Annotated in this window: 13 protein-coding genes; 4 read left to right on the top strand and 9 right to left on the bottom strand. The window is 41.0% G+C overall.

Going from position 1 to position 16,744, the window contains the following annotated elements:
* Positions 1-21 precede the first annotated feature (21 nt).
* Genes NLX74_RS13505 through NLX74_RS13495 form a run of 3 tightly spaced genes read left to right on the top strand, consistent with a single transcriptional unit; the run spans position 22 to position 4,027 of the window.
* Positions 22-1,710, top strand: a complete 1,689-nt coding sequence (locus tag NLX74_RS13505; RefSeq protein WP_235307162.1) for a spore germination protein — start codon at positions 22-24, stop codon at positions 1,708-1,710.
* A gap of 24 nt (positions 1,711-1,734) precedes the next feature.
* On the top strand, positions 1,735-2,838 hold the full coding sequence (locus NLX74_RS13500) for a GerAB/ArcD/ProY family transporter (protein WP_069292060.1): 1,104 nt from the start codon (positions 1,735-1,737) through the stop codon (positions 2,836-2,838).
* Positions 2,831-4,027, top strand: coding sequence for a Ger(x)C family spore germination protein (locus NLX74_RS13495; RefSeq protein WP_235307161.1), 1,197 nt, complete (start codon positions 2,831-2,833; stop codon positions 4,025-4,027). Before NLX74_RS13500 ends, NLX74_RS13495 begins: the two co-directional genes overlap by 8 nt.
* 112 nt (positions 4,028-4,139) lie before the next feature.
* Here the strand turns inward: NLX74_RS13495 and NLX74_RS13490 are convergent, their stop codons facing one another.
* The 7 genes from NLX74_RS13490 to NLX74_RS13460 form a co-directional block, all read right to left on the bottom strand.
* The gene (locus NLX74_RS13490) at positions 4,140-6,182 is read right to left on the bottom strand and encodes a serine hydrolase domain-containing protein (protein ID WP_254329039.1); all 2,043 of its coding nucleotides are present in this window, start codon (positions 6,180-6,182) and stop codon (positions 4,140-4,142) included.
* Between the two features lie 123 nt (positions 6,183-6,305).
* Positions 6,306-7,607 carry an ATP-binding protein gene (locus NLX74_RS13485; RefSeq protein WP_254329038.1) on the bottom strand — a complete coding sequence of 434 codons (1,302 nt, stop codon included), beginning with the start codon at positions 7,605-7,607 and terminating at the stop codon, positions 6,306-6,308.
* Between the two features lies 1 nt (position 7,608).
* The gene (locus tag NLX74_RS13480; RefSeq protein ID WP_254329037.1) at positions 7,609-8,349 is read right to left on the bottom strand and encodes a LytR/AlgR family response regulator transcription factor; all 741 of its coding nucleotides are present in this window, start codon (positions 8,347-8,349) and stop codon (positions 7,609-7,611) included.
* A gap of 210 nt (positions 8,350-8,559) precedes the next feature.
* A complete protein-coding gene (gene treR / locus NLX74_RS13475) occupies positions 8,560-9,309 on the bottom strand; it encodes a trehalose operon repressor (protein WP_165178918.1) in 750 nt (249 codons plus the stop codon).
* Between the two features lie 77 nt (positions 9,310-9,386).
* Positions 9,387-11,345: a PTS system trehalose-specific EIIBC component gene (gene treP / locus NLX74_RS13470; protein WP_254329036.1), complete on the bottom strand. Its 1,959-nt coding sequence runs from the start codon at positions 11,343-11,345 to the stop codon at positions 9,387-9,389.
* A gap of 90 nt (positions 11,346-11,435) precedes the next feature.
* Complete coding sequence (gene treC, locus NLX74_RS13465) at positions 11,436-13,175, bottom strand: alpha,alpha-phosphotrehalase (RefSeq protein ID WP_254329035.1); 1,740 nt, start codon at positions 13,173-13,175, stop codon at positions 11,436-11,438.
* Between the two features lie 272 nt (positions 13,176-13,447).
* On the bottom strand, positions 13,448-14,029 hold the full coding sequence (locus tag NLX74_RS13460) for a LysE family transporter (protein ID WP_254329034.1): 582 nt from the start codon (positions 14,027-14,029) through the stop codon (positions 13,448-13,450).
* Between the two features lie 113 nt (positions 14,030-14,142).
* Here NLX74_RS13460 and NLX74_RS13455 point away from each other — a divergent pair, with 113 nt between their 5' ends.
* Positions 14,143-14,694 carry a helix-turn-helix domain-containing protein gene (locus tag NLX74_RS13455; RefSeq protein ID WP_254329033.1) on the top strand — a complete coding sequence of 184 codons (552 nt, stop codon included), beginning with the start codon at positions 14,143-14,145 and terminating at the stop codon, positions 14,692-14,694.
* 121 nt (positions 14,695-14,815) lie between these two features.
* Here NLX74_RS13455 and NLX74_RS13450 read toward each other — a convergent pair whose 3' ends face one another.
* Positions 14,816-15,385, bottom strand: a complete 570-nt coding sequence (locus NLX74_RS13450; RefSeq protein ID WP_302058586.1) for a sugar O-acetyltransferase — start codon at positions 15,383-15,385, stop codon at positions 14,816-14,818.
* Between the two features lie 20 nt (positions 15,386-15,405).
* Positions 15,406-16,614 (bottom strand): MFS transporter, encoded by a 1,209-nt coding sequence (locus NLX74_RS13445; protein ID WP_483311651.1) that lies wholly within the window; start codon positions 16,612-16,614, stop codon positions 15,406-15,408.
* Between the last annotated feature and the right edge of the window lie 130 nt (positions 16,615-16,744).

The raw sequence follows: 16,744 nt of genomic DNA, 5'->3' as shown, positions 1-16,744 counted from the left end.
AATCGTATGGAGGTGATCATCATGTGGTATAAAATAATTTCTTATATTCCAAGCTGGATTACACTCTTTCAAGCAGGCCTCGCGTTGATTATTCCTTTAGGAATTTATTATATAAACACATCGATTTATTCGTTTGTCGGCAGTAAGGGGGCAAAATCCAAACATTCTTCTGATCGTCCGCTTTCCGACGAACATAACGAAGGCCACGCTGATCAACAGCATGAACCAAGCTCCAAAATTACAGGGAATTATGATTCCGACTTCAAGTCGATTCGAGAGGCTATAGGCGAAAATAGTGATGTGCATTTTCGTGAGTTTGTAGTAAAGAAATATCATGCTCGGTCCGTGTTAATCTTCATAGAAGGTATGCAGGATGAAAAGCTTATGAGCAAGCAGGTATTGGAGGTCTTGATGTTCGAGGGCCAGCAGGACCCACAGCGCCCACAGGAACAGCAGGAAAGTATAAGTAACTCCTTTATAAAAGATAACTTGATGCCACTTACGCAAATTAGTGAAGTTGCTGATATGGAGGACCTGCAGGAGTCTATACTTTTAGGCCATACTGCCTTATTAATTGATGGAATGAAGGGAGCACTGCTGGTGGGCTCGCCCAATGGCGCCATTCGCTCCGTCAATGAACCAACCTCTGAAGCATTACTTCGGGGTCCCCGCATTGGTTTTACGGAGGTATTAAGTGAAAATACTTCGATGCTTCGACGCCAAGGCTTAAACAAAAGTCTGGAAATGAAGAAATTTCAAGTGGGAAGCCGAATCAAAAAAGATCTGGTTGTCGCGTATATAAAGGATATTGTGAATCCAGATCTCCTCGAAGAAGTAACCCGCAGAATTTCAAAGATAGACATGGATTTTTTGGCTGAATCCGGTTATGTGGAACAACTTATTGAAGACAATTATTTAAGTCCGTTCCAGCAGGCTCACAACACAGAGCGTCCCGACCGTGTCATTAATGCTTTGTTGGAAGGAAGAATAGCTATTTTGCTGGATGGGACTCCCTTTGCACTTATTGTTCCGGTGACCTTCAGTATGCTGCTTCAATCACCTGAAGACTATTATGAGCGCTGGATTCCAGGAACACTTTTACGGCTGTTGCGTTTTAGCGGGGCTTTTATAGCGCTTATGGGGCCTGCTTTGTACATCTCTTTTATATCGTTTCATCCCGGTTTGATTCCGACCAAGCTGGTCATTAGCATCATCGAAACCCGTCAAGGCGTCCCCTTCCCATCCGTCATTGAGGTTATGATTTTAGAAATCTCTATCGAAATCCTACGGGAAGCCGGCATTCGCTTGCCCAAACCCATTGGTCCTGCGATGGGCATTGTGGGAGGCTTGGTCATCGGCGACGCTGCTGTAAATGCAGGCATCGTTAGCCCCTTCCTGGTAATTGTGGTTGCGGTTACTGCCATTTCTTCGTTTTCAATACCGACATACAGTGCGGGTATTACCTTGCGTCTTTTGCGTTTCGTCGGCATGCTCTTTGCAGCCATCCTGGGCATGTTAGGAACCATATTGTTCTTTCTGTTAATTTGTATCCATCTGACGAAATTAAAAAGCTTTGGCGTACCGTATGTAACGCCCTTTTCCCCTATGCGCCTAAGCGATTGGAAGGATATGTATATTCGAGCTCCTATATCTATGATGAAAAGAAGACCTCTTATGATGAAAACTCAGCAAACCAAACGTAGGCCATGATGCCAAGACGAAGGAGGAGCTATGGTGTTTAGACGCTCTGATGATAAGATCACAACCAAGCAGGCGGCTGTGTTCCTGACCAATACCGTATTGGGCGCGGGGATTTTGACACTGCCGAGAGGTGTAACTGAAAAGGTACAGACTCCTGATGCATGGCTTTCTGTCCTTCTCGGTGGATGTATTGTCATATTGGTCGTCTGGCTCATGGTGAAATTAAGTCAACAGTTTCCTGAAAACACCGTGTATCAATATTCCAGAAGAATCGTGGGCACAATTCCGGGTGGATTTTTAAGTGTGTTATTGATTATATATTTTTTAATCATCGCCGGCTTTGAGATTCGGGTTTTAGCTGAAGTGACCATGTTTTTTCTGCTGGAAGGCACTCCGATCTGGGCGATTGTGATTCCATTCATCTGGGTAGGAAGCTATTTGGTTTTTGGCGGCATTAATCCCATCGCTCGGCTATACCAGATTGTACTTCCAATTAGTCTTTTTTTTCTGCTGCTCTGTTTTGTCTTTAGCTTAAGGATTTTTGAGATTGATCATCTTCGTCCTGTACTGAGTGAGGGGATTTTACCTGTCATCAAGGGTCTGAAATCGACTATTCTTGTTTTTTCTGGATGTGAAGTCGTCATGACACTGGTCGCTTTTTTACAATACCCTGAGAAAGCATTAAAGGCCATGGTAGTGGGGATCAGTATCCCATTAATTTTGTACTTTTTGACCGTAGTTATGGTGATCGGCGGGTTATCGATGGACTCCACTGTGACAAGTACTTGGCCTACCATCAATTTGATGCGCAGTTTTGAAATCCCCGGTTTTCTTTTTGAGCGGCTTGAGTTTCCTCTGCTAGTGATCTGGATGATGCAAATGTTTTGTAATTTCTGCAGTTTCTTCTTCAATGCTTCCCTAGGGGTCTCACAGGTGTTCGGTCTTAAATATCGTTATGCGATTTTTGGCTTAATCCCAATTATTTTTATCTCTACAATGACTCCTGTTCGTATGATGGAAGTGTTTAGTCTAGGCGATGCGATCGGATACATGGGAATCGTTATATTTGTTCTGGTTCCGGTACTTCTCTCCATCGTGTTCATAATCAGGAAGAAGGGAATGAAGCAAAATGTGTAGACGCCCTATGCTATCCTTGCTGCTTGCTTTCATTCTACTTATAACTCAAATCGGTTGCTGGAGCAGCAAAGAAGTAGAAGAGCTCAGCATATATACAGGACTGGCTCTGGATAAGGGGGAGCTTACTCCTTTAGAGCAGAATCTGGAAAAGAAAGGCAGTCGTTACTTCAAGAAAAATAAAATTACCGCCAGTTTACAAATCGTCCCCAAAAAATCATCCGGAAGCACAGAGCAGCAAGGCGGTGGCGGACAAGGACCAAATTATGTCAATATAGCAGCCACCGGGGATTCTCTGCTTGAAATCTTTCGACAACTCTCTCTCCGTTTGGATCGCCCGGTTATTGGTCACCATCTAAAGGTCATGGTGGTTGCCACCGATTTGGCGAAAGAACAGACGATGCAGCAATTAATGGATTTTGTGCTACGTGATAATGATATTCGCCCGAGTTGTTTGGTCTTCTTAAGCAAGGATCGAGCAGCTAGCACTTTAGTTACCAAATATGAAGACGAGGTCCCATCCATTCATATTTTGTATATGCTTCGTAACCATTTCAGAACCAGCAAGGTAATGAGGGGAGTCAATTTGTCTGAATTGGATGGGTTGATGCACTCCAAAAAAAGCTATATATTACAGAACATCACTGAATCAGATGGAGAATTAGAATTTTCAGGTGCCGGGATTATTAAAGGAGATACCGGTCACTGGATAGGTACTTTGGGACAACAAGACGTGGAGAGTATTGGATGGATTACCGGTGATGTTAAAGGTGGGGCTGTCAAAACGTATGACAAGCGGAATGAAGCCATAACTTACGAAATCAAATCGGTAAAAAGCAAAATAACAACCAAGGTGACCGAGGGCAACGATATCTCGTTCCACGTAAAAATTGAATCTAAAGGACGTCTAATCGAAAACTGGGATGATAAAGCGGACCCGACTGAGACACGAAACATGAAAGAGGCAGAGAAAGAATTTGAAGAACAAGTGACTCGCAGGATTAAGTCTGTTATGCACAAATTACAGTCAGAATATAAAGTCGATGTTGCCGGCTTTGGTGATCATTTGCATATCGAGAAACCTCAGGTGTGGAAAAAAGTAAAGGATGATTGGGATTACAAATTCAGCAAAATACCCGTAACCTTCGATATAAAATTATCCATTACGGATTTAGGCTCATCTGCGGAATGAAAAAGTCGAATTGGTCTTATATAAAGGCCAATTCGACTTAAGATTCGCGGTTATCTCTTAACCTTTCAACGCTGCAACGGTCGTTCCTGAATTTCCAGAAGCGGCTACATGCTTAATTCAAATTGATTTTAAATACATCCCCTGCATTGCCGCCCAAAACGATCAAGCCGCCTTTGGGCAGTACAATCGAATTGTTATTGCTAGCAGTTGAAAATTGTACAACCGCTCCGTTTTCATCATAGACAGCGAACCCTCCGCTTGTTGAAAAATCAACGGTCATCGTTTTATTGGCTGAGTTTTTATCTATTTTATACCATGTGGCTTGGCCATTAGATGGTATGGTGTACACTGACTTTCCTCCCAAGATAGGTTTAACAGCATCTTCACTGATATAGGATTGTCCATCTATGGTTAAATACTCCGAACCATCCTTGGTATAAAAATTCAGATCAAATGCATCTCTTCCACTCATAACAGGAATCTCAACGGCATTTACTGCTTTATTCTCATCCACAATTTTAGTACCACTTGCGTATCCATCATGATCAAAGGATATTTTTTTCGTTATAAATGAGGGGGCCAGATAGAATATGGAAGATATCTTTTCATCCAAAGCATAATAATTTTTCCCGTTTCTGTTTTCCCATGCCTTTTTAACTATGAGATTTACAGGATTGGCATCTAGCTTTTGATATTCATAAGTCACCATAACCATTTGACCTAATCCCGAAATGTTTAAATATAGGTTAGCCTTAATATACGTTTTCCCGTTTTTTTGTTTGTCAAAGCTTATGGCTACACTGCCATCATTGCTTTTGAATTGTCCATTGCCTGTATACACATATTTTTGCGCCGGGACGAATCCATCCAAGAAAGCAGGTAAGTCAAACTCACCGTTTTTAATCTCTACATTGATGGTTGTACCCACAGAACCGTATAATCCCGAATAAGAAAGTAAATCAGATGGCATTTCCACTTTTACAGGAGGCTCAAATGTTTTCTCCGGTATGATGTCTTTAATGATGCCCTTATCTTTTAAAACTTCCAATAAAATGTTAGAAGCAAAAATACTATCTAAGATGGAAGACCCTCCAGATGAAAGCACAGCCATAGAAATATGATGCTCTGGTATGGTGATCAGAGTAGAGTGATACAAAACAGTATCCCCACCCTTGGATAACGCAGTTATTCCGTAATCACTAAACGGTGCCAACTGAACCGCATCCCAACCAAGTCCATAATTAAAGCTGTTTGTCTCTTCAGGTACCCATATTCCATTTCGATATTCATGACTTTTCATGGACTTCGCCGATTGTGCAGATAGAATATCGGGTCTGTTCCCCGTTAATACTTCTGAAAACATAGCCACCTCTTCTGCGGTGGAGTATAAGCCCCCTGTCCCGATGACATTGGCATTTTCAACCGGTAAAGCCCCCTCAACCGCAGGAAAATAAGTTTTGGACAGCTTTTGTCTATCAAATTGATCGAGAGGTGTTTTGGTAGATTTCAAACCTAAAGGGGTACTAATATGCTTTGCCAGGAAATCGGTGTAACTTAGACCGCTCACCCGCTCAACCAATATTTCAAGCAATTGAAATCCATCATTGGTATATACGGAATATTCGCCAGGGTTTGATTTTAAAGTTTCTGATTGCAACCTTAGCAAGAGCTCATCATGATTTTCTGTATCATTGTCATTAAATAACATACTATTTTTATAGTGAGCACCGTAAAGACCTGACGAATGATTTAACAGCATACGGGGTGTAATTTGTTTGTATCTTTCATCAGACATTTTAAAATCCTTAATGTATGTTGTTAGCGGCTGATCAATATCTACCTTGTGGGCATCGACCAGCATCATCGTTGCAGCAGATACATACATTTTGCTTGTAGAGCCTATACCGAACATCGTATCTTTGGTGATCGGCTCGGTGGTTGCTTTATTCTTTACACCCACGCTATCCGATAATACAATGTTTCCTTGGTCCATAATGGCATACTGCACACCGCTAGCACCGTATTTGGATACCAGCTCCGAGGCTAGACTGCGAGCCTTTTCCTTGATGGGTTCAGCAGTGCCTTGAGCAAAAGTATTCGTCATCGGCAGTACAAAAAGCATAGCAGAAACGAACACAGCTATTATTTTCTTCATTCCATATTTCCTCCTCTTATAGCATCACCAGGCTTTATTACTGACCTGATCATACAATGAACGAGGATTCTATATAAAAAAACACCCTTAAATGTAAAAAACAATCCCTAAACAACATAATGTCTAAGGAATGTCCTTATAAAATGGCAATAAAACCATATTATTGAATACTTTATTTTTCGTTTCAATGGTCATATTCCCACCATATTTGTCACATATTCTAGATATATTGGTTAAGCCAATGCCATGAACATCCGGATTTGATTTTTGACTATGCAAATGAGCCACTTCATTTTCCACATGATTAAGGATGTGAATGAAAAGCGCAGACTCATTGGAATGTATTTTAATAAGAATGTACCTGTCATCGGCAATCTTGACCTTTTTGGATGCTTCTATGGCATTATCCAGCATGTTCCCTAGAACTACACATAAATCATATCGTTCAATATTTACTTTCTGTGAATATAAGTTAAGTTGGGTATCTATCTTTATGCCATTGGCTTGCCCAATATTAAGACTATTCGTGACAAGGGCATCTATAACCAGATTACCGGTATTAACCCTTTGATATGCTCCTTCGATTTTATTTAAGGTAACCTTAATATGTTCACTCGCCTCTGCCAATTCATTTCTCTTGATACATTCTTCAATATACAAAAACTGTTGGTGTGTATCATGAATGATTCTTTTTATATTTTTGAAGCTGTGAACCGTTTTTTCGTAGTTGGCATCTTGGTAGTCCATCTGATGTTGTAATTGAGCATTTTCATGCATTAATTGAAATTTTTCAATGACATTATCAAAAATATATATGATAAAAACATTTAAGGAAATAAAGCCAATTATAGAACCAAAATAATACATATTCTTTTCACTATAAACAGATAAAACATTGACCTGGTATAAACTTATGATGGGAACGATTAGAAATAAAATATAGTAACGATGCTGCAAAGGGAAGGTTCTGCGTTTGGCAAATAGCCGTATAATCTGAATGACAGCAAACATGATAATGCAGCTGAGTAACATAACCTTAGAGAATATCAAGTGATCTTGTCCACTCAAATGGCTAAAGTTGCTAATTTTAACGGAGCCTACAGCATATAAAATATAAAGAGATATAAAATTAACGATGGTTATCAATACAGCATAAAGAATAGAAAAAATGATCTTTGTCTTTATTTCCACTGTATACGATTGCGCTAAACTAAATATGACAAGTAATGCTAAAATCGAAGATACCGTAGGAGTCAAATAAACACTTAAATATAAGGAATCCAGCAACCCAAAAACAATGAAGTACACGAATCTGTTCGGCTTTCGATTGGACTTATCAAAAACCGAGTTAAAGTAAAAATTCACTTGAAAGCACATAACAAGGACAACGCAAAGATTAAGAAGCAGGGAATTATATTCCATCATATTAATGCATCTTCATGATCATAAATTTGGTATATAGATCTTTAACTTCTTTTATTTTAGAACGCCCAATAGGTAACTTCACATCATTTGACATCAAAACATCACCGCCAGCAAATTTTTTCACATGAATTAAGTTTATAATAATCGAACGATGAATTTGTAGAAAATTATGTTCTTTTAATGCTGAAGCATAGTCCGAAAGAATCCCTTTGCTATCATAGGTTTGAGTAGAGGTTACAAAATGCAGTTTGTTTTTTATGGTTAAGCTTTTGACCACTTCAATACTAATGATATCATCATATTTTAAAAGCACTTCCTCATAAGCTGACTTGATGATAACAAATTTTTTATCGAGAGATTGAAAATATTGACACAGCTTTATCATTTTTTCCTCAAAGATATGGGGAGCAATCGGTTTTATTAAATACTGAAATGTGACTACGTCAAAACTTTCCACCATATATTCAGGGTAGCTCGTTAAAAAAACAATCTGTTCATCCAGGTGATTTAAACTCCTTATTTTTTGGGCGGTTTGAATTCCGTTCATGTCATTCATTTCAACATCCAATATTAAGATATGGAATGGAGACTCATGGTTTTGATAATGAGATACCAGCTGTTCTCCGGAGTCGAATAATTCAACTTTAAATTCTATACTGGTCTTTATCGACAAAGTAATCAGCATATTTTTAACAAGTTCTCTCTGCTTGTGCTCATCATCGCAGATAGCCACTCTATACATAAATAACATACACCTCGTTCCCATTGGCATTGATCATGGAATTGTATTCTAAACAGTATATAACCTTTTAATATTCTATAAACAGCTTTTGGATAAAACGCAAATTCAAATCCCTCAAATGCCAGTATACAAGCTGCTCAGCAGTTGCATCCAAGGTAAAAAAGAAACCCTCGTCTTAAAAGACGGGGTTTCTTAACTATTTTATGATCGTTATTTTAAAAAATCTGCTCTCTTGTCTTCACCGTGGGAACGTCTGGCAAAGTCGATAAATTGGAATTTGTCTAGCCGATGCCTTGACTCGGTATACTGGAACAACGTGGTGTCTTCCAGATAAACATAGTTACGTACTACGACCACATGAGTGTAGTTCTGAAGGTCCATCAGCCTATGATCTTCTTCATCTGCATTTTCTACAGAAACCACTTTTTTGGCATAACTAATTTGAAGATGGAGCTCTCCCTCCAAATATTCGTAGATGGACCCACGACTAATTTCCTCGGTAAGCACAGGTACAATGTCTGATCGAAAGTAATCTTTATCCAGTATGACGCATTCACCTTCAATCTCACGCGCACGAATAACTTTCCAGACCAAATACTTGTCTTTGTCAATCTCAAGATGATTGGCTATGTCATCTGGAACTGGAATTAGCTGATTTTCATGTACAATGGTTCGTGATGTACGCCCAATTCGTTCAGACATTTCCTTGAAACTGACCAGTCCTCCTATAGGAAAATCCATCCGTCCAATATCCAGAACAAAAGATCCTTTAGCTTTTATTTTATGGATATACCCATTTTGTGCAAGCAAGTGAAGTGCTTTACGTACGGTTTCACGAGAAGTGTTATACTCTCGGGCCAGTTCATTTTCAGATGGCATTTTCGTGCCTGGAGCCAATTCGCCTGTCTGGATCTGTCCCGAATAATCCTGATAAATTTGCAAAAATATATTCTTTGTCAATTTTCATCACCACATTCATTGTAGCATTCTTTCACTTCCCTGTTCACTATAATAGACTGTGCGAATTGAATCTGAATTTAATTCCTATGACCTGATAAAGAATTCAAATGAATTCTCATTAAGGTATACTGCAAATCGTCTGCCTCACCTGGCAGTTCCTCAACCGATTCAATCATACTCTGACCATCCGGGACAATGACTGGTGTAATGACGGGATATCCGGATCTTTGAATCAGATCACGGTCAAATTCCATCAGTAGTTGTCCTTGCTCCACGGTTTGATTGGTCTCCACATGCATGGTGAATCCCTCACCCTTCAGTGACACCGTATTGATCCCCACATGTACCAGAATCTGTACACCTGTCGAATGCTCCAAAATCAAGGCATGCTTGCTTTTCATCATGATATGAATAACTTTTCCCCTGAATGGGGCAAGAATCTTGCCATCCTTCGGTTCCACTGCAATACCTTGCCCCATCTGCCGTTCGGCAAAAGCCGGGTCAGGAACTTGTTCCAGCGGTACAACACGTCCTCGTACGGGAGTCCTCACTTCAAGCACATCTATTGCAGTATTTTGCGGAAGCGAGTCTTTTTGTACGGAATCATTGGCTGGTGCAGCCTGACGGCGCTTATTTAGCAGTTTCCCATACATAAAAGTTAAAGCAAACGGCACAATTAACACGATCGCCATCCCGATGAAGAATACACCCCAGTTGTTTGGGAAAATAGACAAGAAGCCTGGAATCCCGCCCACACCAATGGAAGAAGCCATCACATGATTTACGGTGAGCAGTATACCTGCAATACCGGAACCGATCATTGCGAATACAAACGGATATTTATATCGGATATTCACCCCGAATATGGCAGGCTCGGTTACACCCAGAAATGCAGACACTGAAGAGGTAAGAGCCAATCCTTTTCCCTTTTGCTCCTTCAATACCAGCATCATTGCCAGTGCTCCGGCACCCTGAGCGATATTGGACAGCGCCAGCATCGGCCAAAGGAATGTTCCACCCTGCGTACCAATTAATTGCACGTCCACCGCCAGGAAAGTATGGTGCATTCCCGTAATCACGAGCAAGGAGTACAAGCCTCCATAAATCAGGCCTCCCAGCGCAGGAGCCAAATCGAAAACGTATACAAGACCAGACGTAATAGCATTACCAATCATAAAAGTAACCGGACCGATCACTGTAAATGCCAGAAATCCCGTTATTAATAATGTAATCGGTGCTACAAGTAACAGTTTAAATGAATCTGCTATCTTCTTATTTAGGAATTTCTCAATGTGCGCGAGCACGTAAGCGGATACTAAAACGGGTAAAACCTGTCCTTGATAACCAATCTTGTTCACTTCCCACCCAAACAAATTCCAAACCGGGACGGTTCCTTTGGTAACAGCATCTGCATAACCGTATGCACTTAGCAGATCCGGATGAACCAGAATCAAACCCAGTACGATCCCGAGTAAAGGACTGCCGCCAAACCGGACAACAGCCGACCATCCAATTAAGGCAGGTAGAAATGTAAAGGCGGTGCTGGCAATGGTGTTAATGATAGCAGCAAAGTCGGTCCATTGAGGATAGACCTGAACCAGAGCCATACCTTCGAAGAAGATTCCCTTGCCAGTCAAAATATTATTTATTCCAAGCAATAAGCCTGCAGTCACGATTGCCGGCAAGATGGGGATAAAAATATCTGCCAGCGTCTTGATGGCACGCTGAATTGGATTTTGTTTTTTGCTTGCCGCATTTTTGACATCGTCTTTAGAAGCCCGACTACCTCCTGTAATGGAGATCATTTCGTCATATACCTTATCCACCAGACCTGGGCCAATCACGACTTGATATTGTCCTTGTGAAGAAAATTGGCCTTTGACCAGATCATTTTGTTCAAGTGCATCTTTATCAACCAGCTTATCATCATAAAGGGCAAATCGCAGACGAGTTACGCAATGCGTAGAGGCCTCTATGTTGTCTTTGCCACCAACGGCTTTTATAATGTCTTCTACCTGTGATCTTTCAATCGCCATTTAGCCCACTCCCTTAACGTTTGCTCATTTTAAAGTAGCAACCCCGGTTATCAAAATAACATGCCCAGGGTGCTACTAGATGTCTCCATACTATTCACTAAGTCTACGAACAATCCACATATATGAAGCATATGGGGTTAAAGAGATCATTTGTTTTAGCTCTGGGGCGTGCTGGGTATTACCAATTAAGAGCTCAGCCGCATCCAACGCTTGATTTATTAATCGTGAATAAAATGAATCCGGTATACAGAATTGCGCATCCTGTCCGCTAAAATTAGAGATGACGATCAAAGTCTCCTCTTCATTGCTGCGTTGATAGGCGTAGACCTGAGGATGAGCTTCGTCCAAGCGTTGATAATTCCCATCGGTAATGACTTGCACCGTCTTACGCAGATGAATTAGCCTACGATAATGGTGATAGATAGAGTTCGGGTCCTCTAACTGAGCCTGAACATTAATCTGTGGATATCGTTCATCTACTTTAATCCAAGGAGTGCCTGTAGTGAAGCCCGCATTGCGAGTGCCATCCCACTGCATCGGTGTTCTCGAATTATCACGAGACCGCTCTCGAATGATATTCAATGCTTCTTCTGCACTTTTGCCTTGCTCCTGTAAAATACGATACATATTCAGAGATTCAACATCCCGAAACTCTTCAATGTCTGCCCACTGCGGGTTGGCCATCCCAATTTCTTCACCTTGAAATATATAAGGTGTACCTTGAAGACCATGTAGCGTGGTTGCCAGCAGCTTGGCGCTTTCCGCATGGTATTGGGCATCATCCAAAAAGCGAGAGATTGCCCTTGGCTGATCATGATTATTAAAAAACAATGCACTCCAGCCGCCACCCTGTTGCATGCCCGTTTGCCAATCCGAAAATAGCTTTTTCAGCATTTCAAAATCATATGGCATGAGTTCCCACTTCTGTCCATTTGGGTAATCCACCTTTAAATGATGAAAATTAAAGGTCATGGACAATTCTTTTCTCTCTGGATTGGAATAACGAATGCAGTGCTCTAGGGAGGTAGAGGACATCTCACCCACAGTGACGCTATTCTGTTTGGCAAATACTTTCTCATGTAACTCATGAATGTATTCATGCACATGTGGGCCGTCCGTATAATATTTACGTCCGTCGCCAGGAACCGTGCTCCCATCATCATTCGAGAATTGTTGATCTTTGGAGATCAAATTAATGACATCGAGCCGGAAACCACTGACTCCCTTCTCAGCCCAAAATTCCAGCAGATTGACAACTTCCTGACGGACTTTGGGATTTTCCCAGTTTAGATCCGCCTGAGTCTTATCAAATAGTGTCAGGAAATATTGGCCTGTTGCCTCGTCATATTGCCAAGCAGGTCCACCAAATTTGGAAACCCAATTGTTTGGTGGTCCACCATCGGGTGCTGGATCACGCCAGATATAGTAGTCCCTATACTCACTATCCTTAGAAAGCCGTGCCTCCTGAAACCAGGCATGTTCTGTGGAAGAATGGTTAACCACGATGTCGATCATTAAGTACATCCCACGCGCCCGGATTCCCTCGCTCAATTCTTCAAAATCCTGCATGGTTCCATAATCGGGATTAATCTGGCAATAATCGGCTACATCATACCCGTTATCACGTTGTGGTGAGACATATACAGGCTGCAACCAGACAATATCAACACCCAGTTTTTTTAAATAATCCAGCTTTTGCGTCAGTCCTCTTATATCACCGGTTCCTTTGCCCGTCGTATCGTTAAAACTTTTGGGATAAACCTGATAGACTACTGATTTACGCCACCAGTCTTTATCTTGAGGAATTAAAGTCTTGTTCATTGCTTCCATTCATGCTCATTCCTTTCTTGCGAAATGAAGTAGCGTAAAAATAATATAACGCTTTCAACATCTTGTATATACAAGTTTAAGTCATGTATATACAAGTTGTCAACAGCTTTATCTATTAAGGTAATACCCGTTTTGCAGCTAAATGATCAGGAGACTCATCCATTCTGTTCGATTGTATGTTATGACTCGTAGAATAAGCTCAATTCACACGAAAAAAAGGCTCCTGCCTATAGTCAGGAACCCTTCTTTTCTATGATGAATAAGGTGCTCATTTACATCCATATCGATAGTGCACTATAAAGGAGCAATAAGGACATTATAATATTGAAGGAACGCTCATGCTTATTCAAGAAACGTTGAAACACAGCGCCAAAAATCGCCCAGCTCACTACAGCTACAAAACCAATACAGGTCAGGAGTAATGAAATCGTAATAAGCTCTATATACGATACATCATAAGGCATTACAAACGTTGAAATGACCGTAATACCATACAAAATGATTTTTAAATTGATAAATTGCAGCAGCAGTCCTGATTTGAAGGAATATCCCTCATTGTGATCATTATCGTCCGTAGAGGATTTGCTCTTTGCAATTTTCACCGCCAGATAGAGCATGTACAGGCTGCCGAGGACATTCATCCAGATCTTAACTCGTGGCAAAAAATGATACAATGCAAGATTAAAATAGCAGGCTAACAGCATAATAGCGAAACAGCCTGCTGTTACTCCCAGCAAGAATGGGAATGCTTTTTTCAAACCCAACCGTCTGGCACTGTCTAAAGACATAATATTGTTGGGACCTGGCGTAAAGCTGGTAACAAGTACATAAGAAAGGAACGGAATAAACGGCATGCAACAATCAACTCCCATATGTTATAATTGAATGAAATGTACGTTTAAGCGCACATTTGTACTTTATGATTGTACAATATGTTCTTTATAAAGCACAATAGGAGCGAAGAATTATGGAGAATATTAATCTAATTTTAAGTAAAAATTTGAAGTATCTAAGAAATGCAAGAAAATTAAGTCTAGATAAATTAGCTGATCTGACGGGGATCAGTAAAACGATGCTCGGTCAGATTGAGCGGGGAGAATCTAATCCCTCCATTACAACCGTATGGAAAATTGCGAACGGCTTGAAAATCTCTTTCACTGCTCTGATTAATGAACCACCTGCAGATGCAGTAGTCGTTCCTAAAAGCAAAGTACAAGTGCTTGAAGAAAATAATCACTATCGGTTGTATCCGTTTTTCCCCTATGAAGGAAGTAGAAATTTTGAGGTTTACACCGTAGAGATTGAAGCAGGCGGAGAACTGAGTTCAGCGCCGCACCGTGAAGGTACAGAAGAATTTATTACGGTATTTGAGGGTGAGATGGTGGTAAAAATCAGCGAAGAAATGTACACGGTTAAAGCTGGGGATTCGATCCGCTTTAAAGCAGACCGCCCACACATTTACTATAATCTAGGAGAAACACTGGTTCGGATGAATATGATTATTTATTACTCTGTATAGTAGTTCAATCTTGAAGACTATAAGTGTTCAAGTCTTTAAATTCAAATGATCCTATTAAAATAAGAAGCCCTTTTAATAGGATCATCGGTACAAAATATTAAACGATTTACTTGTATGCTGTTTAGGATATTTTAATTTGCTTAATCACTCGTGCTGGATTTCCAGCTACAACCGTATTGTCTGGAACATCCTTGGTTACTACTGCTCCTGATGCCACGACGACATTATTACCTATTGTAACACCGGGATTAATAACTGCTCGACCGCCAATCCATACATTGTTGCCAATCGTTACAGGTTTCCCATACTCTGGGCCAGCGATTCGTTCAAACGGATCTATGGGATGAGTCGCTGTGTAAATATGAACTCCTGGAGCCAGGAAACAATTATCTCCAATACGCACTTCGCAAACATCCAAAATGGTACAGTCAAAGTTGGCGTAGAAATTTTCCCCAACATGGATATTGTATCCGTAGTCACAGCGTATGTTGGGTTCCATACCTATATTTTCACCAGTTGATCCGAAAAGCTCCTTAAGTAACTTTTCACGGTACTCACGATCCGTCTCTGCCGTCTGATTAAAGAGACGTACACATCTTCTCGCATACTCTCTTTCTTGCGTTAATTGAGGATCAGCAGCTACATACAGTTCCCCATCCATCATCTTTTGTTTTTCCGTTTTCATAGTCATGCGACAATCCCCTTTATATTTTAATCTGATTTCTTTTCTTTCCCCCCAATAGGTTGGGCTGCACCGGATATCCAACCAGCAACAATAACGCCAATGAGCACTACGATCAAGGCATGCAGAAGTCCAACATGTTCACCTAAAAATCCTAAGCCTGGGGGACCTACTAAAAAGGCAATGTAACCGATCGTGGCTACGGCTCCAACCCGGATAGCTGCACCACGAGGGTCATCTCCGGCAGCAGATAAGCCCACAGGAAAACCAAGTGAGGCTCCAAGCCCCCATAATACGACGCCTAATCCGGCTATGAGGTAATGCTGTCCCCAGATCACTAGAATGATACCGATAGCAGCCAGGACAGCACTTCCTTTCAATACAGGGACACGGCCGTATTTATCCAGTATGAATCCTCCGGTAAAACGTCCAATGGTCATCGCTGCCACAAATAGTCCATACATATAGGAACCTGTTAAAGAATCCACGCCATAACCATCCACCATCGTTAGCGGTAGCCAGTCATTCGCAGACCCTTCTGCAAACGCCATACCTAACACGATGATACCGATCAATAAAATTCGTCTTTCTTTCCATACAGCAAGCTGCGCCTTGAGATTAGATCCAACCTTTTGAGTAGGAACTTCTTTCTCTATACCTGTATCGTGAGGCAGAAAACGATAAAAATAGAAAGTTATCACTGCAATCATGGCAGCCATCGCTCCAAGATGGACCACAACAGGTATGTGTAGTGCCGCTGCTCCAGAACCGATGACTGCACCTACAAGTGTCCCCATACTAAATGAACCGTGAAAAGCCGGCAAAAGCGTTTTTTGCAATTGATTTTCTACCGCAGAACCTTCGACATTCAGAGCTACTTCTGCTGTCCCATAACCACCTCCAAAGATGAATAAACCAGCAAACACGATGCTCGTGAGCGAAAATGCAGTTCCCAACCCTACAATGACAAAACCGCTTACAATCAAAATCGCACTTCCCAGAATGACCGCCCGTCCACCTACACGAGAAATCATATTGCCTGCACTGAGTAGTCCCACTAAAGAACCTGCAGCTAATCCAAAAATAATGATTCCCATTTCGGCAGTCGAGACATGCAAAATATCCCGTATAATGGGCGTTCGAGACACCCAGGAAGCAAAAGCTACACCTGGTAAAGCGAATAATAAAAACAAAATATTACGAATTACCCGAGGATTCATGGATGGTTCTACTGGCATTTACTTATCTCCTTATCACCACTTTTTATTAATCTTTTAATAAGTTATATTATAATTAGTCATTTTATTCGTATCCAAACTATTTGTCAAAAGAGAATTATAGTCATAGATCGTTATTGACCGTCAGTTG

Source organism: Paenibacillus sp. MZ03-122A (genome assembly GCF_024213325.1).
Lineage (GTDB): Bacteria > Bacillota > Bacilli > Paenibacillales > Paenibacillaceae > Paenibacillus > Paenibacillus polymyxa_B.
This window is presented reverse-complemented; position numbering and strand designations above follow the sequence as displayed.

Bases quoted from the DNA above. Each gene is read 5' to 3' on its own strand.
- NLX74_RS13505 (WP_235307162.1), top strand. From the start codon at position 22: ATGTGGTATAAAATAATTTCTTATATTCCAAGCTGGATTACACTCTTT.
- NLX74_RS13495 (WP_235307161.1), top strand. From the start codon at position 2,831: ATGTGTAGACGCCCTATGCTATCCTTGCTGCTTGCTTTCATTCTACTT.
- NLX74_RS13490 (WP_254329039.1), bottom strand. From the start codon at position 6,182: ATGAAGAAAATAATAGCTGTGTTCGTTTCTGCTATGCTTTTTGTACTG.
- NLX74_RS13485 (WP_254329038.1), bottom strand. From the start codon at position 7,607: ATGATGGAATATAATTCCCTGCTTCTTAATCTTTGCGTTGTCCTTGTT.
- NLX74_RS13480 (WP_254329037.1), bottom strand. From the start codon at position 8,349: ATGTATAGAGTGGCTATCTGCGATGATGAGCACAAGCAGAGAGAACTT.
- treP (WP_254329036.1), bottom strand. From the start codon at position 11,345: ATGGCGATTGAAAGATCACAGGTAGAAGACATTATAAAAGCCGTTGGT.
- treC (WP_254329035.1), bottom strand. From the start codon at position 13,175: ATGGAAGCAATGAACAAGACTTTAATTCCTCAAGATAAAGACTGGTGG.
- NLX74_RS13460 (WP_254329034.1), bottom strand. From the start codon at position 14,029: ATGCCGTTTATTCCGTTCCTTTCTTATGTACTTGTTACCAGCTTTACG.
- NLX74_RS13455 (WP_254329033.1), top strand. From the start codon at position 14,143: ATGGAGAATATTAATCTAATTTTAAGTAAAAATTTGAAGTATCTAAGA.
- NLX74_RS13450 (WP_302058586.1), bottom strand. From the start codon at position 15,385: ATGACTATGAAAACGGAAAAACAAAAGATGATGGATGGGGAACTGTAT.
- NLX74_RS13445 (WP_483311651.1), bottom strand. From the start codon at position 16,614: ATGCCAGTAGAACCATCCATGAATCCTCGGGTAATTCGTAATATTTTG.